20 protein-coding genes are annotated in these 25,273 nt (G+C 73.0%); 10 read left to right on the top strand and 10 right to left on the bottom strand.

The genetic code is table 11. The features are described from left to right. Positions 1–386 precede the first annotated feature (386 nt). The 8 genes from ACFYU9_RS15365 to ACFYU9_RS15330 all read left to right on the top strand — a co-directional run bounded on the left by ACFYU9_RS15365 (position 387) and on the right by ACFYU9_RS15330 (position 12,013). Positions 387–1,745, top strand: a complete 1,359-nt coding sequence (locus ACFYU9_RS15365; protein WP_389344967.1) for a sugar transferase — start codon at positions 387–389, stop codon at positions 1,743–1,745. A 52-nt stretch (positions 1,746–1,797) separates the two neighbouring features. Further along, positions 1,798–2,907 carry a Gfo/Idh/MocA family protein gene (locus ACFYU9_RS15360; RefSeq protein WP_389344965.1) on the top strand — a complete coding sequence of 370 codons (1,110 nt, stop codon included), beginning with the start codon at positions 1,798–1,800 and terminating at the stop codon, positions 2,905–2,907. Beyond that, complete coding sequence (locus ACFYU9_RS15355) at positions 2,904–5,048, top strand: aminotransferase class I/II-fold pyridoxal phosphate-dependent enzyme (protein WP_389344963.1); 2,145 nt, start codon at positions 2,904–2,906, stop codon at positions 5,046–5,048. The genes ACFYU9_RS15360 and ACFYU9_RS15355 overlap by 4 nt, the downstream gene beginning before the upstream one ends. After that, the gene (locus tag ACFYU9_RS15350; RefSeq protein ID WP_389217602.1) at positions 5,045–5,773 is read left to right on the top strand and encodes a NeuD/PglB/VioB family sugar acetyltransferase; all 729 of its coding nucleotides are present in this window, start codon (positions 5,045–5,047) and stop codon (positions 5,771–5,773) included. Before ACFYU9_RS15355 ends, ACFYU9_RS15350 begins: the two co-directional genes overlap by 4 nt. After that, positions 5,773–6,888 carry a DegT/DnrJ/EryC1/StrS family aminotransferase gene (locus ACFYU9_RS15345; RefSeq protein WP_389217599.1) on the top strand — a complete coding sequence of 372 codons (1,116 nt, stop codon included), beginning with the start codon at positions 5,773–5,775 and terminating at the stop codon, positions 6,886–6,888. The genes ACFYU9_RS15350 and ACFYU9_RS15345 overlap by 1 nt, the downstream gene beginning before the upstream one ends. 102 nt (positions 6,889–6,990) lie before the next feature. Continuing rightward, a complete protein-coding gene (locus ACFYU9_RS15340) occupies positions 6,991–10,245 on the top strand; it encodes a DUF4082 domain-containing protein (RefSeq protein ID WP_389344961.1) in 3,255 nt (1,084 codons plus the stop codon). A gap of 45 nt (positions 10,246–10,290) precedes the next feature. After that, on the top strand, positions 10,291–11,337 hold the full coding sequence (locus ACFYU9_RS15335; RefSeq protein WP_389217594.1) for a glycosyltransferase family 2 protein: 1,047 nt from the start codon (positions 10,291–10,293) through the stop codon (positions 11,335–11,337). 67 nt (positions 11,338–11,404) lie between these two features. Beyond that, complete coding sequence (locus tag ACFYU9_RS15330) at positions 11,405–12,013, top strand: acyltransferase (RefSeq protein WP_389344959.1); 609 nt, start codon at positions 11,405–11,407, stop codon at positions 12,011–12,013. A 24-nt stretch (positions 12,014–12,037) separates the two neighbouring features. On the opposite strand, the gene ACFYU9_RS15325 is transcribed toward ACFYU9_RS15330, so the two are convergent. Then, positions 12,038–12,670, bottom strand: a complete 633-nt coding sequence (locus ACFYU9_RS15325; protein ID WP_389217588.1) for a hypothetical protein — start codon at positions 12,668–12,670, stop codon at positions 12,038–12,040. Between the two features lie 56 nt (positions 12,671–12,726). Here ACFYU9_RS15325 and ACFYU9_RS15320 point away from each other — a divergent pair, with 56 nt between their 5' ends. Together ACFYU9_RS15320 and ACFYU9_RS15315 are read left to right on the top strand one after the other, a co-directional pair. Continuing rightward, complete coding sequence (locus tag ACFYU9_RS15320) at positions 12,727–14,742, top strand: O-antigen ligase family protein (protein ID WP_389217585.1); 2,016 nt, start codon at positions 12,727–12,729, stop codon at positions 14,740–14,742. After that, on the top strand, positions 14,742–15,680 hold the full coding sequence (locus ACFYU9_RS15315) for a glycosyltransferase family 2 protein (protein ID WP_389344957.1): 939 nt from the start codon (positions 14,742–14,744) through the stop codon (positions 15,678–15,680). The genes ACFYU9_RS15320 and ACFYU9_RS15315 overlap by 1 nt, the downstream gene beginning before the upstream one ends. Here the strand turns inward: ACFYU9_RS15315 and ACFYU9_RS15310 are convergent. From ACFYU9_RS15310 to ACFYU9_RS15270, 9 genes are all read right to left on the bottom strand, one after another. Next, positions 15,659–16,450 carry a glycosyltransferase family 2 protein gene (locus tag ACFYU9_RS15310; protein WP_389217580.1) on the bottom strand — a complete coding sequence of 264 codons (792 nt, stop codon included), beginning with the start codon at positions 16,448–16,450 and terminating at the stop codon, positions 15,659–15,661. The genes ACFYU9_RS15315 and ACFYU9_RS15310 overlap by 22 nt on opposite strands. Continuing rightward, positions 16,450–17,112, bottom strand: a complete 663-nt coding sequence (locus tag ACFYU9_RS15305; protein WP_389344956.1) for a class I SAM-dependent methyltransferase — start codon at positions 17,110–17,112, stop codon at positions 16,450–16,452. Before ACFYU9_RS15305 ends, ACFYU9_RS15310 begins: the two co-directional genes overlap by 1 nt. Positions 17,113–17,222: 110 nt before the next feature. Further along, a complete protein-coding gene (locus tag ACFYU9_RS15300; RefSeq protein ID WP_389344954.1) occupies positions 17,223–18,305 on the bottom strand; it encodes a hypothetical protein in 1,083 nt (360 codons plus the stop codon). A gap of 1 nt (position 18,306) precedes the next feature. Then, positions 18,307–19,824, bottom strand: coding sequence for an oligosaccharide flippase family protein (locus tag ACFYU9_RS15295; protein WP_389344952.1), 1,518 nt, complete (start codon positions 19,822–19,824; stop codon positions 18,307–18,309). 15 nt (positions 19,825–19,839) lie between these two features. Beyond that, positions 19,840–20,679 carry a chain length determinant protein gene (locus tag ACFYU9_RS15290; RefSeq protein ID WP_389344950.1) on the bottom strand — a complete coding sequence of 280 codons (840 nt, stop codon included), beginning with the start codon at positions 20,677–20,679 and terminating at the stop codon, positions 19,840–19,842. A 186-nt stretch (positions 20,680–20,865) separates the two neighbouring features. Beyond that, complete coding sequence (gene wecB / locus ACFYU9_RS15285; RefSeq protein WP_389344948.1) at positions 20,866–21,969, bottom strand: non-hydrolyzing UDP-N-acetylglucosamine 2-epimerase; 1,104 nt, start codon at positions 21,967–21,969, stop codon at positions 20,866–20,868. A 5-nt stretch (positions 21,970–21,974) separates the two neighbouring features. Next, positions 21,975–23,237 (bottom strand): nucleotide sugar dehydrogenase, encoded by a 1,263-nt coding sequence (locus ACFYU9_RS15280; RefSeq protein WP_389344946.1) that lies wholly within the window; start codon positions 23,235–23,237, stop codon positions 21,975–21,977. Further along, positions 23,237–24,016 (bottom strand): WecB/TagA/CpsF family glycosyltransferase, encoded by a 780-nt coding sequence (locus ACFYU9_RS15275; protein ID WP_389344945.1) that lies wholly within the window; start codon positions 24,014–24,016, stop codon positions 23,237–23,239. The genes ACFYU9_RS15280 and ACFYU9_RS15275 overlap by 1 nt, the downstream gene beginning before the upstream one ends. Next, on the bottom strand, positions 24,013–25,188 hold the full coding sequence (locus tag ACFYU9_RS15270) for a hypothetical protein (RefSeq protein ID WP_389344943.1): 1,176 nt from the start codon (positions 25,186–25,188) through the stop codon (positions 24,013–24,015). Before ACFYU9_RS15270 ends, ACFYU9_RS15275 begins: the two co-directional genes overlap by 4 nt. Between the last annotated feature and the right edge of the window lie 85 nt (positions 25,189–25,273).

The following is a 25,273-nucleotide window of genomic DNA, read 5'->3' as shown; positions in this document are numbered from 1 at the left end:
GGCCGTGGCTGGGGAGACTTGCGACTCGGTCCGCACCGTTCAGTCAGGCGGAAGAGCCGCGTACCCTCGCCGACCGTCGCCGCCCTTCCCCTGTCCGCTGCCCATGAGCCGTGCGCTCGCGGCCGCGTCGGGGGGTAGGTGCGTCGAGCGGCCGCGCCGGGGTGCGTGCGAAGCGCCCTTGGGGGGAATGGATGACCGTCCTGCCGGTCACGCATGAGCGGCATCGAGTCGAATCCACACACATCGACCACTCTGACCACATCGATCACACGGACCACGCGGACCATGCTGATCATTCGGAACTCTCCGGCCGTTCCGGTGTCCACCGCCCGTGGTGGCGGAGGAGACATCAGCTCGTCCTGCTGGCCGCGGACGTCACCGGGGCCGTGGCCGCGGCGCTGCTCGTGCTGCGGACGGGCGGCCACTGGCCGGTCGTCCTCGGGCTGCCGGCGGCGTGGGCCGTGGCGACGGCCGCGCACCGGGGCTACGCGCCGGCGTCGTTCGGCTCCGGGAGCGAGCTCTATCTGCGGGTGCTGCGCGCCGCCCTGGTGCTTCCGGCACTGGCCGCGGGGCTCGGCTGGGGGCTCGCGGGGGATCTGGACCTGCTGCACGAGATGATCCTGGCGGCGCCGCTCGCCGCCGCGCTGTCGCTCGCCGTCCGGTTCGCGCTGCGCCGCCGGCTGCGCACGCGCTGGGCGCGCGGCCAGGACCGGACCACCGCGGTCCTGGTCGGCCCGTCGGCCGGGGTCGCCGAGCTGCTCACCGCGCTCACCCGCGACAGCCGGCCGGGCGCGCCCGCGGCGGCCGTGCTCCAGGGCATGGAGCTGGCCGGGGTGTGCCTGACGGATCCGCTCGGGGCCGAGGACGCCGAGGAGGTGGCCCGGTTCGGGGTGCCGGTGCTCGGTGGCGTCGACGAAGTCCCGCGCGCCATAAGGGCCTTCGGCGGCGGCACCGCGGTCGTGGTGCTGCCGTCGCCGGAGATCGACGCCGGCATGCTGCGCCGGCTCGCCTGGAGCACGGCCGCCGCCGGGGGCGACTTCCTGATCGCGCCCTCGTTCGGCGACGTGGCGGCCGCCCGGCTCGACGTGCGGCCGGTCGGCGGCGTCCCCCTGATCCACGTCCGCGCGCCGCGGCTCTCCCGGATCTCGCGGCTGCCCAAGGAGCTGGCGGAACGGCTGATCGCGGCCGTGCTGCTCCTGCTGCTCTCCCCGCTGATGTGCGCCGTCGCGCTGACCGTGCGGCTCGGCAGCCGGGGACCGGCGCTCTTCCGGCAGGTGCGGGTCGGCCTGCACGGCAAGCACTTCACGATGCTGAAGTTCCGCACGATGCGGCCGGACGCGGAGGCCCGCCGGGCGGAACTCGCGCACGCCAATCACAACAGCGACGGCCTGCTGTTCAAGGTCCGCGACGATCCGCGCGTCACCCGGGTCGGGGCCACCCTGCGCCGCTACTCGCTCGACGAACTCCCGCAGCTCATCAACGTGCTGACGGGCCGTATGTCGCTGATCGGGCCGCGCCCGCCGCTGCCCGAGGAGGTCGCCGGCTACAGCCACGAGGTGCGCCGCCGGCTGCTCGTGAAGCCGGGCCTGACCGGCCTGTGGCAGGTCAGCGGCCGCTCCGACCTGCCGTGGGAGGAGGCCGTGCGCCTCGACCTGGCGTACGTGGACAACTGGTCGCTCGGCCTGGACACGGTGATCCTGCTGCGCACCGGCCCGGCCGTGCTGCGCGGGACGGGCGCCTACTGACATGGCCGGGCAGCGGCACACCTACAGGCAATTCACTTTGAGGGGGCACACGTTGAACGACGCCGACCGAGCCGACGAGCGGCTGGGAGTCGCCGTCATAGGCGCCGGCTACTGGGGTCCCAACCTCGTCCGCAACTTCCAGTCCAGTGACCGCTTCCGGCTGCGCTGGCTGTGCGACCTCGACGTCACGCGCGCCCAGCGGGTCCTCGGCGGCTACTCCACCGTGCAGGCCACCGACGACTACGCGGCCGTGCTCGCCGACCCCGGGGTGCACGCGGTCGCCGTCGCCACCCCGGCCGGCACCCACCTGGACGTGGCGCTCGCCGCGCTGCGCGCGGGAAAGCACGTGCTCGTCGAGAAGCCGCTCGCCACCACCTACGCGGACGGGGCGCGCCTGGTCGCCGAGGCGGAGGAGCGCGGTCTGACGCTGATGTGCGACCACACCTACTGCTACACGCCGGCCGTGGCGAAGATCCGCGAGCTGGTGCACGAGGGCGCGCTCGGGGACATCCACTACGTGGACTCGGTGCGGATCAACCTGGGTCTGGTCCAGAAGGACATCGACGTGCTGTGGGACCTCGCCCCGCACGACCTGTCGATCCTCGACTTCATCCTGCCCGAGCACGTCGAGCCGGTGGCGGTCGCCGCGCACGGCGCGGACCCGATCGGCGCGGGCCAGGACTGCATCACCTACCTCACGCTCCAGCTCAACACCGGCGCCATCGCGCACGTGCACGTCAACTGGCTGTCCCCGACGAAGGTCCGCACCACCATGGTCGGCGGCGCCAAGCGCACGCTGGTCTGGGACGACCTCAACCCGGCGCAGCGCGTGGCGCTGTTCGACCGCGGGGTGGACCTGGCGACGCCGCAGGACCTGGGCGCCGACGAGCGCCGCGAGGCCCTCATCTCGTACCGCAGCGGCGACATGGTCGCGCCGGCGATCAGCGAGAAGGAGGCGCTGCGCAGCATGGTCGACGAGTTCGCGGCGGCGATCAGCGAGCGGCGGGCGCCGCTGACGGACGGGCGGGCGGGCCTGCGGGTCCTGGACATTCTGGAGGCGGCGTCGCGGAGCCTGGAGTTCCGCGGTGCGGTCGTCGGCCTGCGGACCGGCGCCGACCGGTCCCTGAAGAACATGAACGAAACGGCGGGAGAACGGCGTTGAGCGACTTTCGGGGCAAGCGGATCCTGGTCACCGGCGGGGCCGGCACCATCGGTTCCCATGTGACGGACCTGCTCGTCGAGGGCGGTGCGGACGAGGTCGTCGTGCTCGACAACCTGGTCCGCGGCCGCCGGGCCAACCTGGCCCGGGCGATGGGCTCGGGGCGGGTCCGGCTCGTCGAGGGCGACATCCGTGACGCCGGCACCGTGCGCCGGGTGACCGAGGGCGCGGATCTGGTCTTCCACCTGGCGGCGATCCGCATCACCCAGTGCGCGGAGGAGCCGCGGCTCGCCAACGAGGTGATGGTCGACGGCACGTTCAACGTCCTGGAGGCCGCGGCGGCGGCCGGGGTCGGCAAGGTCATCGCCTCGTCGTCGGCCTCGGTGTACGGCCTCGCCGAGTCCTTCCCGACGGACGAGCGCCACCACCCGTACAACAACGACACGTTCTACGGCGCGGCCAAGGCCTTCAACGAGGGGATGCTGCGCAGCTTCCACGCCATGTACGGCCTGGACTACGTGGCGCTGCGCTACTTCAACGTGTACGGGCCGCGGATGGACATCCACGGCCTGTACACGGAGGTGCTGATCCGCTGGATGGAGCGGATCGAGGCGGGCGAGCCGCCGCTGATCCTCGGCGACGGCACGCAGACGATGGACTTCGTCGACGTCCGGGACATCGCCAGGGCCAACGTCCTGGCGGCCCGCGCGGACGTGACGGACGAGGTGTTCAACGTGGCCAGCGCCACCGAGACCTCGCTGCGCGAGCTCGCGGACGCGCTGCTCGACGTCATGGGCTCGGACCTGGAGCCGGTGCACGGCCCGGCGCGCGCGGTCAACGGCGTCACCCGGCGGCTCGCGGACACCGCGCGGGCGGAGGAGCGGCTCGGCTTCAAGTCGGAGATCGACCTGCGCACGGGCCTCAAGGACCTGGTCGACTGGTGGCGGGCCGAGAAGGGCGCCACCGCGACCGACGCCGACCGGGCCGCCGAGCGGGCCGCGGCGGAGCCGGCGCGGATCCCGGTGATGGTGCCGTGGCTGGGCGAGGAGGAGGCGACGGCCGCCGCCGACGCCGTCCGTTCCGGCTGGGTGGCCCAGGGCCCGCGGGTCGCCGCCTTCGAGCAGGCCTTCGCCGAGCGGGTCGGGGCCGCCCACGGCGTGGCCGTCAGCTCCTGCACCACCGCCCTGCACCTGGCGCTCGTCGCGCTGGGCGCCGGCCCGGGCGACGAGGTGATCGTCCCGTCCCTGTCGTTCATCGCCACCGCCAACGCCGTCCGGTACGTGGGCGCCGAACCGGTCTTCGCGGACGTCGACCTCGCCACCGGCAACCTCACCGCGGCCACCGTGGACGCGGTCCGCACCGACCGCACCAAGGCGGTGCTCGTCGTCCACCAGGCCGGCGTGCCGGCGGACGTGAGCGCGCTGCGGGCGGCCTGCGGGGAGTGGGGTCTGCCGCTGGTGGAGGACGCGGCCTGCGCGATCGGCTCGACCGTCGGCGGCGGGTCCGTCGGCCGGGGCGCGCTCCTCGCGGCCTGGTCGTTCCATCCGCGCAAGCTGCTCACCACCGGTGAGGGCGGCATGATCACCACCGACGACGCCGAGTGGGCGGCGCGGCTGCGCCGGCTGCGCGAGCACGGCATGAACGTGTCGGCGGCCGACCGCCACGCGAGCGGCAAGCCGGTCCTGGAGAGCTATCTGGAGACCGGGTTCAACTACCGGATGACCGACATCCAGGCCGCGGTCGGCCTCGCCCAGCTGGAGAAGCTGGACGCGCTGGTCGCCCGGCGCCGCGAACTGGCCGCCCGCTACACCGAGTCGCTCGCGGACGTGGCCGGCCTGAAGCCGGTGCGCGACCCGGCGTACGGCGAGGGCAACTTCCAGTCGTACTGGGTACTGCTCGGCGACGACTTCCCGGTGGGCCGCGACGAGCTGCTCGCGCTGCTCGCCGAGGCCGGGGTCTCGGCCCGCCGCGGCATCATGGCGAGCCACCTCGAACCGGCCTACGAGGGCCACCCGGCGGCCGCGCTGCCGGTGACCGAGCGGATCAGCCGCGACTCGCTGATCCTGCCGCTGTTCCACACCATGACCGAGGAGCAGCAGGACCGCGTGGTCGCCGTCCTGCGGGAAGCGGCGGCCCGTCGGTGACCGCACGGCTCGTGATCATCGGTGCGGGCGGCTTCGCGCGGGAGACCGCGCAGGCCGCCCGTGCCGCCGGGCTGCCGCTCGCCGGCCATCTCGACGACGACCCGGCGCTGCACGGCTGCACGGTCGACGGCGTGCCGGTGCTCGGCGGCACCGAGCGGATCCGCAAGCTGAAGGACGCCTCGTTCGTGGTGTGCGTGGGCAGCCCGCGCGACTACGCCTCGCGGGCCAGGATCGTGCGGCGCCTCGGCCTGCCCGAGCACCGCTACACCACCGTGGTGCACCCGACCGCCGCCGTCTCGGCGACCTCGGTGATCGGCCCCGGCACGGTGCTGCTCGCCCACACCGTGCTCACCGCGGCCGTGCGGGTCGGCCGGCACGTCGCGGTGATGCCGCAGACCGTGCTCACCCACGACGACGAGGTCGGCGACTTCGCCACCGTCGCCTCGGGCGTGCGCCTCGGCGGCGGCGTCCGGGTCGGCCGCGGCGCCTATCTCGGCGCGGGCGCGCTGGTCCGCGAGGGCACCGGGATCGGCCCCTGGTCGCTGGTCGGCATGGGCTCCGTGGTCCTCGCCGACGTACCGCCCGGCGAGGTGTGGGCCGGGTCCCCGGCCCGCCGGCTGCGCGCCGCCGCGCCCACCGCGCTCGACCAGCTCGCACACGACACCACCCACGGCACCACCGTCCAGGGGGACCGGCTGGTCCCGGCACGAGGAGCGAACGGCTGATGAACCAGATACCCCTGGTCGACCTGAAGGCGGCCCACGCGGAGGTCGAGGCGGAGATCCGCGCCGGCTTCGACCGGGTCCTCGCGAACACCGCCTTCATCGGCGGCGAGGAGGTCGCCGCCTTCGAGCGCGAGTACGCGCAGTTCGGCGGCGTCGCCCATGTCGTCGGCGTCGCCAACGGCACCGACGCCCTGGAACTGGCGCTGCGGGCGAGCGGCGTCGGCGCGGGCGACGAGGTGGTGCTGCCCGCGAACACCTTCATCGCCACCGCCGGTGCGGTGCACCGCACCGGGGCCCGCCCGGTCCTGGTCGACTGCGCGCCCGACACCCTGCTGATCGATCCCTCGGCCGCCGCGGCCGCGGTCGGCGGGAACACCCGGGCCGTGGTGCCGGTCCACCTGTACGGGCAGTGCGCCGACGTCGCCGCGCTCGCGGCCGCGCTGCCCGGGCACGTGACGATCGTGGAGGACGCCGCCCAGAGCCAGGGCGCGAGCCGGCACGGCCGTACCCCCGGCAGCGGCGGCATCGCCGCCACCAGCTTCTACCCGGGCAAGAACCTCGGCGCCTACGGCGACGCGGGCGCGGTCCTCACCGACGACCCGGAGGCCGCGGCCCTGGTGCGGGCGGTCGCCAACCACGGCGGAGTGGCCAAGTACCGGCACGACGTGCCCGGGTTCAACAGCCGGCTCGACGGACTGCAGGCCGTGGTGCTGCGGGCGAAGCTGCGCCGTCTCGCCGCCGGGAACGAGGCCCGGCGGCAGGCGGCCGCCCGCTACGACGAGCTGCTCGCGCCGCTCGCCGGGGCCGGCCGCGTGGTCCGCCCCACGACGGCCGACGGCAACACCCATGTGTGGCACCTGTACGTGGTGCGCGTCCCGGGCGCGGACCGCGACGCGGTGGTGGGCAAGCTGAACGCGAGCGGCATCGGGGCCGGGGTGCACTATCCGGACCCGGTCCATCTGACGCCCGCGTACCGCGGACTCGGCCACGCGCGCGGCGACTTCCCGCACGCCGAGCGCGCCGCCGCCGAGATCCTGTCCCTGCCGCTCTTTCCCCAGATCACCCACGACCAGCAGCGTCAGGTCGTGGCCGCGTTGGTGAACGCCCTCGGCTGAGCCGGGGGTTACCGCTCTCCCCGCCGAGGGCCCGCTCCCCCACCCCGACCCACGTGAGAACGCCGGTCCGGGACACCTGTACTGCCCGTGAAAGGTACAGCGATGCAAAAGCACTACCGTCGGGTCAGAGGCGCCGTGTTCGCCCTGGCCGCGGCGCTGACCGCGATCTTCCTGCCATCCGCCGGGGTGGCGAGCGCCCTCGCCGATCCGTGCGGCGCCGGCAGCAATCCGATCGTGTGCGAGAACTCCAAGCCGGGCACGCCCATGTCCGACTGGTTCTCCGGCAACAACTACGGTGACATCGCCGGGTTCGCGACGAAGATGAGCGTCCAGCCCGGCGAGACGATCCAGTTCAAGGTCCAGTCCCCGGCCGCGTACCACGTCCGGATCTTCCGGCTCGGCTGGTACGGCGGCGACGGCGCCCGGCAGGTCTCCACGGACGCCCAGTCCGCGCAGATCTACCCCGCCAACTACCTCACCAGGCGGATGGACTGCCTGAAGGACTCCGGCACCGGACTGCTCGACTGCGGCAACTGGCCCACCACGGCCTCCTGGTCGGTGCCGAGCGACGCCGTCTCAGGCCTGTACATCGCCAACTTCGACCAGGACAACGGCAACGGCGTCATGCCGTACCCCTTCGTCGTGCGCAACGACTCCAGCACGTCCGACATCCTCGTGCAGACCTCGGACCAGACCTGGCAGGCGTACAACAAGTGGGGCGGGGCCAACCTCTACGACGGTGACGGACCGGCGCCCGACGGGCGGGCGTACAAGGTCAGTTACAACCGTCCGATGGACATCAGCGGCGACAACGGCATCTACGGCTCCGAGTTCGAGATGATCGCGTGGCTGGAGCGCAACGGCTACGACCTGAGCTACGCCTCCGGCATCGACGTCGCCACCCGGGGCGCCACGATCCTGCCGAAGCACAAGATGTACATGTCGCAGGGGCACGACGAGTACTGGACGGGCGAGCAGTTCACCAACGTGCTCAACGCCCGCAGGGGCGGCCAGCACCAGACGTACTTCGCGGGCAACGAGATCTTCTGGAAGACCCGGCTCGAACCGAGCATGGACCTGAGCCACACCGCCGACCGCACGCTGGTCTGCTACAAGGAGACCAAGCTGAAGTTCCCGACGCCCAACGGCGTCCCGGACCCCAGCACCCAGTGGACCGGCACCTGGATGGACCCGGACAGCACCAAGGGCGGCGCGCCCTACCGGCCGATGAACATCCTGACCGGCTCCATGTTCCAGGTGAACGGCTACCGCAGTGACGCCATCACCGTCCCGGCCGCGTACGGGAAGATGCGGCTGTGGCGCAACACCTCGGTCGCGGGCCTGACCGGCAGCCAGGTCGCCACCTTCCCCAAGGGCACCCTCGGCTACGAGTGGGACTCCGACGTCGAGAACGCCTCCCGCCCCGAGGGCGCGATCCGGCTGTCGTCGACGTCGGTCGACATCCAGGACGGCAAGTACCTGCAGGACTGGGGCAACAACTACGGCAACGGCACCGCCACGCACAGCCTGGTCGCCTTCCGCGACCCGACCTCCAAGGCCCTGGTCTTCGGCACCGGCACCGTGCAGTGGTCCTGGGGCCTGACCAACGTGCCGACGGCCGACCCCGCCGGCGCCGTGGTCACCGAGGACAAGCGGATGCAGCAGGCGACCGTGAACGTCCTCGCCGACATGGGCCTGCAGCCGAAGACGCTGCAGACGGACCTCGTCCCGGCCACCGCCTCCACCGACACCACCGGCCCCGCCGTCACCGTCACCAGCCCGGCCCCGAACAGCTCGGTCCCGGCGCTCCAGCAGGTCACGGTCACCGGCACCGCCTCCGACAGCGGCGGCGGCGTGGTCGCCCGGGTGGAGGTGTCCACGGACGGCGGCACCACCTGGCACGCCGCCGACGGCACCGGCTCCTGGCGCTACACCTGGACGCCGATGGCCCAGGGCCCGGTCACGCTGAAGGTCCGCGCCGTCGACGACAGCGTCAACATCGGCGCGGCGACCACCGTGCCGCTCACCGTCGACGCGCAGAAGTGCCCGTGCACGGTGTGGCCCGCCTCGGCGGCGCCCGGCCTGGCCAACGGCGGCGACGGCAGCTCCGTCGAGCTCGGCGTGAAGATCCGGACCACGGCGCCCGGCACCATCACCGGCATCCGCTTCTACAAGTCGAGCGTCAACACCGGCACCCACAAGGGCAGCCTGTGGTCGTCCTCCGGCCAGCTGCTCGCCACCGGCACCTTCACCGGCGAGACCGCGTCGGGCTGGCAGCAGATGAAGTTCGCCAGCCCGGTGCCCGTGAAGGCCAACACCACGTACGTCGCCTCGTACTTCGCGCCGAACGGCGGCTACGCCTACGACGCGGACTACTTCGCCGCGAAGGACGCGGGGCTCGCCCCGCTCACCGCGCTCAAGTCCGGCACGGACGGCGGCAACGGCGTCTACAAGTACGGCAGCACCAGCGGCTTTCCGTCGCAGGCGTCGAGCGGCGCGAACTACTGGGTGGACGCCGTCCTGGAGACCGGCACGGCCAGCACCGCGCCGCCGGTCGTCACCGCCCGCACCCCCGCCGCGGGCGCCACGGGCGTCTCGCCCACCGCGCCGCTGTCGGCCACCTTCAGCGAGGCCCTGGACGGCGACAGCCTGGTCTTCACGGTGAAGGACCCGAACGGCACCGCCGTCCCCGGCCGGGCCACCCTGAGCGGCGACGGCAAGACCGCCGCGTTCACGCTCTCCTCGCAGCTCGCGCTCGGCACCGTCTACACGGCGTCCGTGCAGGCCGCCGACCTGTGGGGCAACGCGATGGGGGCGCCGGTGACCTGGACCTTCACCACCAGCACCACCCCGCCGCCGGCGACCTGCCCGTGCACCCTGTGGAGCGCCGACGCGGTGCCCGCCCGGGCCTCGGAGACCAGTGACACCAACTCCCTGGAGGTCGGCACCCGCTTCGAGTCGGCCCTGGCCGGCAAGGTCACCGGCGTCACCTTCTACAAGGGCGCGGGCAACACCGGCACCCACACCGGCAGCCTGTGGACCGACGGCGGCACCCTCCTCGCCACCGGCACCTTCACCGGCGAGACGGCCTCCGGCTGGCAGACGCTCACCTTCGCCACGCCGGTCTCCATCACGGCGGGCACCCGCTACGTGGTGTCGTACCACGCCCCCAACGGCAACTACGCCTCGGACGGCGGCTACTTCGCGAGCGCCCACCTCAACTACCCGCTGACGGCACCCGCCGACGGACCGGGAAGCGCCAACGGCGTCTACAGGTACGGCACTTCCGCCTCCTTCCCGAACAGCTCCTACAACGCCACCAACTACTGGGTCGGCCCGGTCTTCACGACCGGCTGACCCGACCGATCAGCGACAACCGACCGAATACGGGGAACGCAGCACATGAGTTCAGTCAGCGTCGTCATACCCTGCTACAAGTACGGCCACTTCCTGGCCGACTGCGTACGCAGCGTGCTCGACGAACAGCCCGGCCTCGACGTGCGGGTGCTGATCATCGACGACGCGTCCCCCGACGACTCGGCGGAGGTGGCCAGGAAACTGGCCGCCTCCGACCCGAGGATCGAGGTGCGGGTCCACGAGACCAACAAGGGCCACATCGCCACCTACAACGAGGGCCTGCTCGAATGGGCGGACGGCGACTACGTCGTGCTGCTCTCCGCCGACGACCGGCTGGTCCCCGGGGCGCTGGTGCGCGCCGCGGCCCTGCTCGACGCCCATCCGGACGCCGGCTTCTGCTACGGCCGGCCGCTGCGCTTCCGGCACGGCGGACCGCTCCCGGCGGCCCGTACCGAGAGCACCGGCTCCGTGGTCTACCCCGGCCACTGGTGGCTGGAGCGCCGCTTCCGCGAGGGCACCGGATGCATCACCTCTCCCGAGGTGGTCGTCCGCACCAGCCTGCAGCGGAAGGTCGGCGGCTACGACCCCGCGCTGCCGCACGCCGGCGACATCGAGATGTGGATGCGGCTCGCCGCGCACGCCGACGTCGGCTACGTCCAGGGCGCCGACCAGGCCTACTACCGCGTCCACGGCGACAACATGTCGACCACCGACTTCGGCGGCCAGCTCGACGACATCCGCCAGCGCCGGGCCGCCTTCAACGCCGTCCTCGACAAGTGCGCCGACCTGCTCCCGCAGGCCGAGCGCCTCGCCTCCCTCGTCGACACCCGGCTCGCCCGCCAGGCCCTGCGGCGCGCCTACCGGGCGTACGACCGGGGCCGCACCGGCGTGGTGCCGGTGGACGAACTGGTGGCCTTCGCGCGCGAGTGCCGCGCGGACGCCGAGACCCTGCCGGAGTACCGGGCGCTCCGGCTGCGCCGCCGGATCGGCGCCCGGACCATGCCGTACCTCCAGCCGCTGATCCTGTCGGCGGTGGCCGAGCGGGGCCGCGAGTGGCTGTGGTGGCGGTCCTGGAAGCGCCGCGGCATCTAGGGGGTGTCCGGCGGACCACGGCCGGGGCCCTCTTCCGACAGATTCCTCCTCTCCGAAAGGAACACCCGTGAACTACCGGGTCCAGCCCACCGCCCAGGTCGACGAGAAGGCCGTCGTCGGCGCCGGCAGCAGCGTGTGGGAGCTCGCCCAGATCCGCGAGGACGCCCGACTCGGCGAGAACTGCGTGGTGGGGCGGGGGGCGTACGTCGGTCCCGGCGTGACCATCGGCGACAACTGCAAGCTGCAGAACTACGCCCTGGTGTACGAGCCCGCGGTCCTCGGCGACGGCGTGTTCGTCGGCCCGTCGGTGGTCCTCACCAACGACCACAACCCGCGGGCCGTGGACCCGGACGGGAAGCTGAAGCGCGGCGGCGACTGGGAGCCGGTGGCCGTGCGGATCGGCGACGGCGCCGCCGTCGGCGCCCGTTCGGTGTGCGTCGCGCCGGTGACCATCGGCCGCTGGGCCCTGGTCGCGGCCGGCTCGGTGGTGACCGCCGACGTGCCCGACTTCGCCCTGGTGATGGGCGTGCCGGCCCGGCAGACCGGCTGGGTCGGGCGGGCGGGCGTGCGGCTCACCGCGCACCCGGAACGGTCCGGCGTGTGGGTCTGCCCGGAGACGGGCGCGCTGTACGAGGAGCGGGACGGGCGGCTCACGGAGTCCGGTGCGGCGCGCTGAGCCCGCCGGAAGCCACCCGCGATGTCAGTCCCGGTCCCGGCGGCGCCCGCGGGCCGTCGCGTACCGCTCGGTCCACAGCGCCGCCATCACGCCCGCGAGGGTGCCGAGCGCGCCCACTCCGGCGACGGCCCGGGTGCGGTTGGGCGGCAGCGCGACGGTGCCCGGCCGGTTCACCAGGTCGACGGTGAGCATGGTCGAGCCCGGCACGTGCTGCGCCGTCTGGAGGGCGGTCAGATGCCGGCTGTAGACGCCGATGATGGCCTGGACGACCCGGTCGGCGTCCTCGGGCGCGGTCTGCTCGGCCTCCACCTGGAGGGTGGGGATCGAGTAGTACGGGGTGGCGCTGGTGCCGCTGTTGCGGGGCGTGAGCCGGTAGGTGCCGTGCACTCCGGCCTCCTTCAGCTCCCGTCGTCCGGCGGGCGACTGCAGCTGCTGGACCACGGCGAAGGACACCATGGCCAGCGAGGGCTGGAGGTTGGTCAGCTGGTTGGGCTGGCTGTCGGTGCGCGGCGGCTTCACCACGAGCACGGCCGAGCTCTGGTAGCGCGGCGCGGGCCGCAGCGCCGGATAGCAGCCGGCCCCGGTGACGAGCGCGGCGAGCAGCAGGACGTACCAGCGGCGCAGCAGCACGCGGGCCAGTCCCTCGGGAGTGAGCACGTCTCTTTCCATCAGGACCGATACTGGCAGCACCGAGGGGAACCGGGGGAGGGTTCGTGAGCATCGCCGAGATCTTCCGCGTCCTGCGCGGGCGTTGGTACGTCATGGTGCCGCTGACCCTGCTCAGTCTGGTCGCGGGCGGATACCTCTACACGACCGTTCCCGTGACGTACGAGTCGCAGAGCCAGCTGGCCCTGCTGAACTCGGCGAAGGTCGCCAAGCCGGCGCCCAGCTTCGGCAACCCGCTGGCCTATGTGAGCGGTTCGCTGATCAGCACGGCCGACGTGCTGATCCGGGCGCTGCAGTCGCCCGAGACGGCCCAGGTTTTAGTCGGCAGGGGCATCACCGACGAGTACGCGGTCGACTTCGCCGCGCAGGCCGAGGGGCCGCTCCTGACGGTGACCGTCAAAGGCGAGGACCGGGTCAAGGTCCTGGACGAGACGCGGCAGATCACCGACTACGCGACCGAGCAGCTGCAGTTCCTGCAGCGGCAGGCGAAGGTGCCGGACGGCTACTACGTGCAGTCGGCGCGGATCGTGCCGCCGCAGCGGCCCGTGTCGGAGCCCAAGTCGCGCTACCAGAAGACGGCCGCCGTGGTGGTCTTCGGTCTCACCGGCGCGTTCCTGCTGTCGTTCGTGGTGGAGACCTGGGCGGCGGCCCGGCGGCGTACGAAGGGGCTGCCCGAGCCCGCTCCCCCGGCGCCGCGGCCGGGCGCGGGCCGGGTCCGCAGACTGCTGACCAGGCCGCTCGACGCCACCGCCGTCCTCACCGGCTATCTGGCCCTCGCGCTGTTCCTGCCGTCCAACCTGGCGCTGCCCGCGCTCGGCGGCGCGGGCACCCCGGCGAACGTGTTCGCGCTGCTGGGCCTGTTCTGGTACCTGGCGACCTGGTGCAGCGGACGCCTCGCGCCGGCGCCCGGCACCCGCACCATGCGCACGGTGATGTTCGTGGTCGCCGTGACGGTGCTCCTGTCCTACATCGCCAACCAGGACCGGATCAGCTCGCAGAAGGAGATCCTGGCGGCCGACCGCGGGCTGATCGTGCTCCTGGTGTGGGTGTCGCTGGTGGTGCTGACGACGGCCGGCATCCAGGACCGCGACCGGCTCGACGTGCTGCTGCGCCGGCTGGTCGTGATGGGGTCGATCGTGGCCGCGCTCGGCCTGTACGACTTCTTCACCGGCACCAACATCGCGGACTCGCTGCGCATCCCCGGCCTCAACTCCAGTACGGCGAGCGTCAACGTGATGGACCGCGGTTCCTTCACCCGGCCGCGCTCGCTCACCGCTCATCCGCTGGAGTTCAGCGGCATGCTGGCGATCCTGCTGCCGTTCGCGGTCTGGCACGCCTTCGACCCGGCCCGCCGGCACCTGGGCGGGTTCAAGCGCTGGGCGCCGGTGGCGCTGCTCGGCGGCGGGCTGCCGCTGACGGTGTCGCGGACGTCGATCATCGGCATCGCGATCGTGGCCCTGGTGATGGTGCCGCGGTGGAAGCCGGAGCGGCGCTGGACGACGATCGGCATCCTCTTCGGCTCGGTGGCGGTGTTCAAGGTGCTCGTGCCGGGGCTGATCGGCACGATCACCGGGCTGTTCTCGGGCAGCCTGAACAACGCCGACAGCAGCACCCAGGCGCGCACCATCAAGTACCCGAAGATCTACGAGTACTTCCTGCAGGATCCGGTGTTCGGCCGGGGCTTCGGCACCTTCACGCCGGAGCGCTACTTCTTCACCGACAACCAGTATCTGCTCACGCTCGCCGAGCTGGGCGCCGTCGGGGTGGCCTGTCTGCTGCTGCTCGGGCTGACCGGTGTGCACCAGGGCGGTTCGATCCGGCGGCTCGCCCGGACCGAGTCGGACCGCGAGCTGGGCCAGGCGTTCTTCGCCTCGGCGATGGTCGCCCTGGTGATCAGCGCCACCTTCGACACGCTCAGCTTCCCGATGTTCGCGGGCGTGTTCTTCCTGCTGCTCGGCGCGGGCGGCAGCTGCCTCGGCTTCGTGCGCCGGGAGGCGGCTCTCGCCGAGGCGCCCCTGCCGTCCGCTCGTACGCCCGACTCCCCTCGTCTCGTGGAGATCTGATGCACAGCCAGAAGGTCGCCGGCCCGGTCGCCGTCGTCGTCGTCACCTGGAACAGCGCCGAGGTGCTGCCCGGCTTCCTCGCCTCGCTCCCGGCGGGCATGGCGGGCCTGGAGTGGCGGCTGGTCGTCGCCGACAACGACTCCGCCGACGACACGGTCGCCGTGGTCCGCAAGCACGTGCCCGGGGCGACGATCGTGGAGACCGGCCGCAACGGCGGCTACGCCTTCGGCGTGAACGCGGCCCTGCGCGCGGCCGGCGCCTGGCCCGAGGGCCATGGCGCGGTGCTGATCTGCAACCCGGACATCCGGATGGCCGAGGGCTGCGCCGCGAGGCTGGTGGCCGCGCTCGGCAGCCCGCTGCCCGACGGCACCCGGGTCGGGATCTCCGTACCGCTGCTGTACGAGGAGGACGGCGAGCTGGTGCACTCGCTGCGCCGGGAGTCCAGCCTGACCCGGGCGCTCGGCGAGGCCGTCGCGGGCAACACCCGGGCCGGCCGTTTCCCGCGCTGGAGCGAGCTGGTCACCACGCCCGCCGCGTACGAGAAGCCGACGACGGCCGACTGGGCGACCGGGGCGCTGATGGCGCTGTCGCGGGAGTGCGTGGAGGAGTGCGGTCCGTGGGACGAGTCGTTCTTCCTGTACTCGGAGGAGACCGAGTACTGCCTGCGGGCCCGTGACCTCGGCCACCGCACCCGCCTGGAGCCCGGGGCCCGGGCCACGCACCTGGGCGGCGACTCGCGGGTCTCGCCGCGGCTGTGGTCGCTGCTCGTGTCGAACCGGGTCCGGCTCTACCGGCGCCGCCACGGCCTCGCCGCGACGGCGGCCTTCCGCGGCGCGGTGCTGCTGCGGGAGGCGTCCCGGGCCGCCCTGGGACGGCCGCCCGCGCGGGCGGCCGTGGGCGCGCTGCTCGGGCGGCCTCAGTCGCCCCACGAGGTGTAGAAGCTGCCCGGGTTCACCAGGTAGCGCACGGTGGGGCGGGCGAGGTGGGCGACCCGGTGGGTGCGGGCGTAGCGGCGGATGAGCTCCCAGTCCTCCCGGGGCAGCACCTCCGGGGTCCGCCGCAGCCGGCTGAAGTGCAGGGCCGGGGTGCGGCGGGCGACGAAGGCGTTGGTGTCGAGGAACGCCTGGTGGGCGGCCCGGCGCCGGTCGAAGGGCACGGACAGGACGTCCACGTCGGTGCCGTCGGGCCGGACCCGGCGCAGCGCCGTGTAGACGGCGTCGGGGCCGCCGGGCGCCTCCAGGGCGGTCAGGGCCTCCTCCAGGTGCTCGGGCTCCCACAGGTTGTCGTCGTCGAGGAAGGCGACGTACGCCGAGGAGGTAAGCCGGACGCCCACGTTGCGCACGACGCCCGCGACGCCGGTGTTGCGCGCCAGGGAGACGGCGAACAGCCGTGGGTCGGCCGGGAGTTCGGGCAGTCCGGCGCCGTCGTCGACGACCAGGACGACCTGGTCGCGCACGGACTGCTCCAGGGCCGAGCGGACGGCCCTCAGGAGGGCCTCCGGGCGCCGGTGGGTGGCGATGACGGTGGCGACCCGCGCCGCGGGCGGGCGGCCGAGGACCCTGGCGAGCCGGGCGGTCTCGGCGTCCTCGAAGCGGCGCAGCCGCCAGGCCGTCGGCGCGAGCAGGGCCTTGTTGCGCAGCTCGTACAGGACGAGCCAGCCGAAGCGCAGCTTGAGCAGTTCCCAGGGAGCCCGCAGGAGCCTGCGCATCAGGCGCGGTTGCGGACGGCCGTCAGGGACTTGGTGAGCCCGGCGACCCGCTCGCTGAGGATCACGGACCGGGGGAAGAGGTAGCTCATCTCGGCGCGGGTCAGCAGCTCGATGTTGATGACCGCGTCCATGCCCGCCTCGGGCGTGGCGGGCTTGCTGTGGGTGAGCGGCCAGTGCCGGACGAGCTTGGCCTGGGCGGCGAGCGGCAGGAACTGGAAGCCGGGGGCGAGGAAGTGCGGCTCGACCGGGAAGTAGCGGTAGGGGGTCTGCACCCAGTGCAGCGGGGCCAGTTGCTCGATGGCGCTGACGAAGCGTCGGCGCTGGCTGGGCCCGCCGACGTGCTCGATGGTGGAGTTGGAGACGACCAGGTCGAACTCGCCGAGCTTGGCGGGGATCCCGGGGTCGGTCACGTCGGCGATCTCGGCGGTGATCCACTCGGGCAGGCCGGGCGGGTGCTCCTCCAGGTTCACCAGGTGCACGTGCTTCGGCCGCAGCGGCGAGCGCTCCCAGTTGGAGGCCGTGCCGCCGAGGTCCACCACCCGCATGCCCTCGATGCCGGGGAAGCAGGAGCGGAACCGCTCCCAGCGGGCCGCGCGGAATCGTTCGCCGAGCGAGTCGGGAGCGTCGACGAATCGATTGCGGAGGGCACGGAGGCCGGACATCGCATACCACCTGTGGTCGGGAAGGCGGGTGGGGTCACGGCCAACCGTAGTCGTCTCAGGGGGATTTATCAGGTGATCTCACGACCTCGTGATCTATGGATGCGGACGGCTCACTGAGCCGTGGCCACGACGGGCGTCCCGTCCGCCATCCGGTTGCCGCGCCACACGTTTCCCTTGCCCGCGGCGTTCCAGTAGGCGACGGGCCCGTACCGGCCGGCCGTCGGGTAGTACTGGGGCGAGAAGACGTTGTCGGTCACCTCGACGCCGGTGGAGTCCTTGCCGCCGGCGTAGAGGCTGTAGGCCCCGCCCGCCAGCCAGTTGTCGTCGACGACCGTATGGGTGACGGGCGCGCTGTCGGCGAAGAGGCCGACGGCGGCGGAGGCGCCCTGCTCGACCGGGACCGGGTTGAGCAGCGTGTTGTGCCGGATGATCAGCTTGCCCTTGCCGCCGCCGTTGCTGATGACGGCGTTGGTGTGCTGCCACTGGCCGTCCAGGTTGTGGTACGCGGCGATGTCGTGGACGTAGTTGTCGTGCAGGTTGCCCTGGCCCATGGACAGGGCGTCGCCGAACCGGGAGACGTCGCAGAAGGCGACCTCGACCGAGCTGGTGCTCATGTTGGAGACGGCGTAGTCGGAGCCGCCGTTGTCGGGGCCCTTGCCGGGGACGGCGGTGATGGTGGAGTGCAGGACGCGCAGGCCGGAGAAGCCGGGGCGCAGGTTGATGCCCCACCAGTTGGTGGAGGTGATCCGGCTGTCGATCACGGTGACGTCGTTGGCGTAGATGTCGAGGGAGCCGGTGATGTCCCAGCCCTTGATCACGGTGCCGTCGGTGCGGATGGCCGCGTTGCCGGTGGACTGCGGGGTGAGGGTGGCGATCCGCGGGCCGGTGGTGGAGGCGTCGGGATAGCCGCAGGCGCCCGGGCTCGCGCAGCCCTTCCGGGTGCGCGGCTTGCCGTCCGTCGTGCCGCCGCCGGGGCCGGCGGGCGTGCTGCCGGTGCCGGGGGCGGTGATGGCGCGCGAGTCGCACAGGGCGGCGCCGCCGAGGCAGAGGGCCTTCTGGCCGATCCCGGTGAAGGTGAACAGGGAGAACAGCAGGACGGCGGCGAGCAGCGCCGCTCCGTACAGCTTGCGGCGGCGGCCGGTGCGGGCACCGGGACGCGTACCGCTTCGGTCCAGCGGGTCCAGGGGACTCACCTCATCGCTCGTGCGCCGCCGGGGCGGCCGGCTGTCTTGGTGCCGGTACGGAGACCGGCGCCTCGGGTCCCCGGCCGCGGCGGCGCCGGGTCAGGGCCACCAGTGTGCGGGCGGGCAGCGCGCAGAGCCCGTAACCCACGAGTCCGGCGAGGCTCGTGGCGCACAGCGCGACGAGCCCCTCCCCCAGGCGCTGGCGCAGCAGCACCAGGAGCGCTGCCATCACCAGGCCGCCGAGCACCGGCCGTACGCACACCCGGGCGAGCGCGCGGGCCGCGATGCCGCCGCGCCGCAGGGCGACCAGGAAGGCGGGCGCGACGACGGCCACGGCGACCAGGACGTGTCCGGCGGCGACGGTCGCGATGCCGCCGCCCCGGGCGGCGAGGATCAGCACCGGCACCAGGGTGACCAGCCACAGGCCCTGGATGAGCAGCAGCGAGCGGCGGCGGCCGACGGCGACCAGGCAGTCGTACGTGAGCTCGGCGGCGATCCGGGCCAGGCCGAGGGCCATCAGCCAGGGCAGCGCCTCGGCGGCCGGCCGCCACTTCGCCCCGTACACCAGCTCGACCAGCGGCCCGGCGAGCGCGCCGAGCAGCACGCAGGCCGGGACGGTGGCGGTCATCAGGGCGCCGAGCGCGCGGGCGAATCCGTCGGAGAGGGCCTTCGGGTCGCCGGCGAGCCGGGAGAAGCCGGCGAAGGAGACCCGGCGGGCGGTCTCGGAGATGACCCGGACGGGCCAGCCGGCCATGTTGAAGGCGAGCATGTAGTAGCCGAGGGCGACATGGCCGAGGACCGCGCCGACGATCATGGCGTCGGCGTTGACCACGGCGAGGGCGAGCAGGCTGGCCCCGGCGAGCGGCAGGCCGAAGCGGAGCAGTGCCCTCGCCTGGGCCGGGTCCCAGCCGAAGCGGAGCATGCCGGGCGCGGCGATCGCGCAGCCGGCGAGGGCCACCACGTTGCCGGCGACGGCGCCGCAGGCGAAGCTCATGGCGCCCCAGCCCTGGAGGGCGAGGACCAGCGTCACGGAGGTGCTGACGCCGAAGTTGAGCGCGTCGACGACCATCCGGCGGCCCTGCCGGAACTCACGGGTGAGCACGCCGGCCGGGACCTGGGAGAGCCCGTCGAGGACCAGGCACAGGCACATCACGCGCAGCACGGCGGTGGCCTCGGGCGCGCCCAGGAGCGCAGCGACGCCCGGTGCGGCGGCGAACAGGGCGAGGTAGAGCAGGCCGCTGGAGAGGGCGCTGAGGCTGAGGACGGTGGGCGCGAAGCGCCGTACGTCGCCCTCCCAGCGGACCACGGCGAGCGTGACGCCGAGTTCGTTGGCGGAGAGCAGCACCATCAGGACGGTCTGGGCGACGCCGTAGACGCCCCAGGCGGCCGGGTCGAGCACGTAGCGGACCAGGACGATGCCGGTGGCGAAGTTGCCGAGCCGCATCACCATGGTGTTGATCAGGCTCCAGCGGGTGGCGGAGCGGACCTTGGTTCCCAGGGACGCCTGGTCGGGGGCGCCGGATTCCACGTGGGGGACTCCTCGTCACTTCACCCAGGACGGGGGGCGTTTGGCCTGGCGCCGCTCGGCGACGGGCAGCACGGGCAGCTGGACGGTGGGCTGGTCGCGGGGCGGTTCGGGCTCGGCGCCGAACGACTCCTCGACGAGGTCGGCGGCGGTGGGCCGGGGCGTGTCGGCCGATTCGGGCCCGGCGGCCTCCCGGGGCCCGGGGGCCTGTCGGTTCTCCGGCTCCTGGCGGCCGTCCGGCTCCTGGCGGTGCTTGGGCTTCGCGCCGCGCCGGCGGGCCTCCGCGAAGAAGGTCGCCACGAGGCTGAGGACGACGCCGAGGCCGGCGGCCATCACCAGGTACTGGATCTTGTTCTTGAGCTGGGGCTCGGGGGTCTGCGGCGGGACGATCGTGGTGATCCGGATCATGGACTCCGGGTTGACCTTCTGGTCCGCCTGGAGCTCCTTGAGGCGCTGGGCGGTGAACGCCATCAGCGTCTTGTTGCCCTTCAGGACGGCGTCGCGGTCCTCACCGGTCACGGTGAGCCAGAGCAGCGGCCCCTGCGCGTTGTCGGCGATCTTGGCCTCGTACTTCAGGGTCAGCCCCTCGGCCTTCAGATCCGCCTTCGCCGCATCGGAGTTGACGTTGCGGGCGAGGCTGTCGGCCATGCCGGTGAGCGAGGGCTCCATGCTGAGGAAGGGATTGCCGTCGGCGGCCGCGCCCTTGCGGGAGTTGAGCATGGCGACGGTGCTCTGCGACTGGTACGAGACCGGCACCAGGAACCAGGCCCCCGCGGTCAGGCCGGCCGTGAGCAGCAGCCCGGGCACCAGCACGTACCAGCGCCGGCGCATGACCCGGAAGATCTCTGCGAGGTCCATGGCTCCCCCTTGCGCGCCCCCGTGCGGAGCGGCTGCTGCTCAACTGCCTTGCCGCAGATGAGGATAAGTGGGATCGCGAGCGGACGTGAGTCCTTCGCGATCACCACGTCGGCGGTCTGCGGTGTCGGTGAAACGGGTGACGCCGGGTCGGCGACGGCCGGCGCGGGCCGGCCGTCGCCGGTGACGTCAGCGGTGATCGGTGGGACGGGGGCGTTTCGCCGCCGTGCCGCCGTCCAGGAGCACCCGGGCGATCCGCTCGCCGGCCCGGCCGTCCCAGAGTTCGGGGCGGCGGGGCGGCGGCGGGTCGGCCAGGATCCGCAGGGCGGTGGCGACGATCCGGGCGGGGTCGCGGCCGGCCAGGACGTTGGTGCCCTGGTCGACGGTGATCGGGCGCTCGGTGTTGTCCCGCAGCGTCACGCACGGCACGCCGAGGGCGGTGGTCTCCTCCTGGACGCCGCCGGAGTCGGTGAGCACGATCCGCGCGCCGGCCTGGAGGGCGATGAAGTCGAGGTAGCCGGCGGGCGGTACGAGCCGGATGCCGTCGGGCACGCCGAGCGCGTTCAGCTTCTCGGCGGCCCGGGGGTGCACGGGCAGCACGAGCGGGCAGTGCGCGGCGACCTCGCCGAGGCCCTTCAGCAGCCCGGCGAGGACCTCCGGGTCGTCGACGTTGGCGGGCCGGTGGAGGGTGACGAGGCCGTACGCGCCGGTCTCGTACCCGAGCCGGCCGAGGACGTCCGACCGCTCGGCCCGCTCCAGGTTGGCGAAGAGGGTGTCGATCATGACGTTGCCCACGACGTGGATCTGGTCGTCGTGGTAGCCCTCGGCGCGCAGGTTGTCGGCGGCGTCGTGGGACGGGGCGAGCAGGTAGTCGCTGACCCGGTCGGTGGCGACGCGGTTGACCTCCTCGGGCATGGACCAGTCGCGGCTGCGCAGGCCCGCCTCGACGTGCGCGAGCAGCGGGTCGGCCTTGGCGGTGACCAGGGCGCAGGCGAGGGTGGAGTTGACGTCGCCGACCACCACGACGGCGTCCGGGGCCAGTTCGTCGACGAGCGGCTCGAAGGCGGTCATCACCCGCCCGGTCTGGGCCGCGTGGCTGCCGGAGCCGACGCCGAGGAAGCGGTCGGGCGGGCGCAGACCGAGGTCCTGGAAGAAGACGTCGTTCATCGCCGGGTCGTAGTGCTGCCCGGTGTGGACGAGGAACACCTCGGCGCCCTGGTTCTCCAGGGCGTCCATCACCGGTTTGATCTTCATGTAGTTGGGCCGTGCGCCCGCGACGCAGATGATGCGCATACGGTTTAGAGCACCTCGATCCTGGGACCGCTCAGCCGGCGCCGGCAGTCGAGTACGTAGTCGGCGTGGGCCTCGACGAGCGCGTAGTCGAAGGCGTCGTGGTCGGTGACGAGCACCACCGCGTCGGCGGCGGTCAGTTCCTCCTCGGTGAGCTCGACGCGTACGAGCCGGGTGTCGGTGTTGACGTTGTGGCCCTCGACGACGTGCGGGTCGGCGGCCCGGACCTCGGCGCCCATGTCGAGCAGGAGCTGGGAGATGGGCAGCGCGGGCGACTCGCGGGCGTCGCCGGTGTTCTTCTTGTAGGCGAGGCCGAGGAGGAGGATGCGCGAGCCGTTGACGGCGCGCTTGCGTGTGTTGAAGGCGTTGACCAGGCGCCGGGTGACGTAGTCGGGCATGTGGTTGTTGATGTCGTTGGCGAGCTCGACGAAGCGGAAGGACTGGCCGAGTTCGCGCTGCACCCGCCAGGACAGGTAGGACGGGTCGATGGGCAGGCAGTGGCCGCCGACGCCGGGTCCGGGCGTGAAGCGCATGAAGCCGAAGGGCTTGCTGGAGGCGGCGTCGATGGCCTGCCACACGTCGATGTCGAGGTGGCGGGCGAACATCGCTATCTCGTTGACGAGGGCGATGTTGACGTGCCGGAAGGTGTTCTCCAGGAGCTTCGCCAGCTCGGCCTCCTTGGGCGAGCCGACGGGCACGGTGGTGTCGACGAGGCCGTCGTAGAAGTCCTGGACGGCCTTGAGGGAGGCCGCGTCCACGCCGGAGACGATCTTCGGGGTCTGCTCGAAGCCCCAGACCGGGTTGCCGGGGTCGATCCGCTCGGGGCTGTAGCCGAGGTGGAAGTCGGATCCGGCGACGAGCCCGGAGCCCTCTTCGAGGAGCGGGCCGAAGAGCTCCTGGGTGGTGCCGGGATAGGTGGTCGACTCCAGGATCACGGTCGCGCCGGGCCGCAGGTAGCGGGCCAGGGAGCGGGCCGACTCCTCGATGTAGGTCAGGTCCGGGGTGCCCTCGTGCAGCGGGGTGGGCACGGTGACGACGGCGACGTCGAAGCCGCCGCAGTCCCGCACGGAGTCGGTGGCCCGGTAGGTGCCGGCGTCCAGGGCGGCGCGGATCCGCTCGGCGGACACGTCCTCGACGTACGACTCGCCCGCGGCGAGGCTCTTGACCCGCTCGGTGTCCACGTCGTAGCCGACGACCTCGTGGCCGGTCTCGGCCGCCCGGATGGCCAGCGGCAGTCCGACGTACCCCTGTCCCACGACGACGACGCGCATCACGATTCCCCCCTGCTTGCGGTGCTGATCGACGGTGAGGCGGTACGGCGGAGCAGCTCCCGCCCCGTCATGAGGGCGAAGGAGACGTTGGTGGTGAGGTAGCGGCGGCCGAGCCGGCGCGGTTCCTGCAGGGTCCGGTACAGCCATTCGAGGCCGAGCCGCTGCCAGCGCTCGGGGGCGCGGCGGGTGACCCCGGCGAGGATGTCGAAGGAGCCGCCGACGCCGTGCACGAGCGACACCTTGCTGCGCTCGCCGTAACCGGCGGTGAAGATCTCCTTCTTGGGCGAGGTCATCCCGAGGAACAGCATGTCGGCGCCGCTGGCCGCGATGGCGTCGGCGATGACGGGCTGCTCGCTGTCGTCGAAGTAGCCGTTGCGGCTGCCGGCGACGCGCAGGCCGGGGAAGCGGACCGCGATCCGCCGGAGCATCTGTTCCAGGACGTCCTGCTTGGCGCCGAGGAGGTAGACGGAGTGCCCGGCGGCCTCGGCCTCGGCGAGCAGCCGCATGAACAGGTCGATGCCGGCGACGCGTTCGGGCAGCGGGCGGCGGAGCAGCCGGGCGGCCCACACGACGGCCTGGCCGTCGGCGAGGACCAGGTCGCAGCCGGAGACGGCCCGGGCGAGGGCCGGGTCGCGGCGCATGTTGACCAGCTTGGCGGCGTTGACGACGCCGATCTCCAGGCGCTCGCCGGCGCGGACGGCGGCGAGGCAGCGCTCGACGGTCCCGTCCATGGTGAGGGCGTCGAGCGTGACGCCGAACAGGTTCTGACGCGTGCTCATCTCGCCCCGGCCTCCGTGTCGTTGGAGGCTCCGGTGGCGGCGAGGGAGCCGAGCCAGGCGTGCATCATCCAGCCGAACTCGTACGGGCGGCACTCGCGGTCCACGGCGGTGGGCCGGAAGACGGCGTCCAGCGCGCCGAGCCGCAGGCCCGGCACCAGTCGGGTGGCGACGCCGCGGGCGGCGCGCACGGCCTTCTTCGGGTCGCCGCGGTACACCTTGCGCCAGGTGACGCCGAAGTCGTCGAGGATCATCGGCTCGCGGCTCCCCGAGGCGGCGAGTTCGGGGACCTCGCTCATCCAGCGCAGGCCGCGCCGGACGGGCTCGCCGAAGTCGGTGCCGCCGGCCTCGGCGAGGTCGAGCAGCGCGGTGGGCGCCATGGCGTGCTGGTGGACGCTGTAGACGGGGTAGCCCTCGACGACGGTGCCGCGGCGGGCGTCGTAGTGCCACCACCACTGGCCGCCGGCGCCCTGGAGCGCGCAGATGCGGGTGGCGCAGGCGTCGGCGGCGGCGAGCGCCTCCGGGTCGTCGCCGCTCGCGTGGGCGCGGGCGAGGGCCTGGAGGGGGTAGGTCTGGTCGGCGAAGCAGCCGATGTGCTCGCGGTACCAGGGGTTCGGGCCGGGTCCGGTGGCGTGCGGGAAGAGCGGGCTGTCGCCGATGCGGGCGCGCAGCAGGCGGTCGCGGGCCGCGGTCAGCCGGTCCTCGACGTCGGCGGTGGCGCGGGCGGCGGTGTAGGCGGAGAGCACCCAGGCGGCCTCCACCGTGTACTGGGGCCGGCCGGGCGGGTCCAGGGCGGCGACCCGGTCGAGCGCGTCCGCGAGCTTGGGGTGGCCGGTCTCGGCGGCGGCCCAGGCGATGAGGGCGGCGTCGCCGAGGTTGCCCACCCCGGGCAGCCGCTCGACGAGCAGTCCGGTGAACTCCTCGGCGGTGCGGCCGCCGAGCACGGCGCGCTGCCGGTCCTCGGGCAGGAAGCGCACGCCGAGCGCGGTGATGGCGGCGTAGCGGAGGCTGGTGCCGCGCTGCTCCAGTGTGGTGGTGCCGGGCCGTGCGGCGCGGGTGAAGACGAAGCCGGTCCCCTCCGGCGTCAGCATCCGCGGCAGGCCGCGCTCGGCCACGGCGAGCAGCCGGACGGCGAGGTCGTGCAGCGGCCGGTCGGCCGCCGCCAATTCGGTCATCCGTGAACTGCGTGGCATGTCGGGTGTGTTGGCAGGACGAACGGACACACCCACCCCCCTCGGGTCGGTCCCGGACCAGAGCGGC

The sequence above is a fragment of the Streptomyces sp. NPDC004327 genome, from assembly GCF_042873935.1.
Classification (GTDB): domain Bacteria; phylum Actinomycetota; class Actinomycetes; order Streptomycetales; family Streptomycetaceae; genus Streptomyces.
The sequence above is the reverse complement of the archived record's forward strand: the minus strand, read 5'-3'. Positions and strand labels throughout refer to the sequence as shown.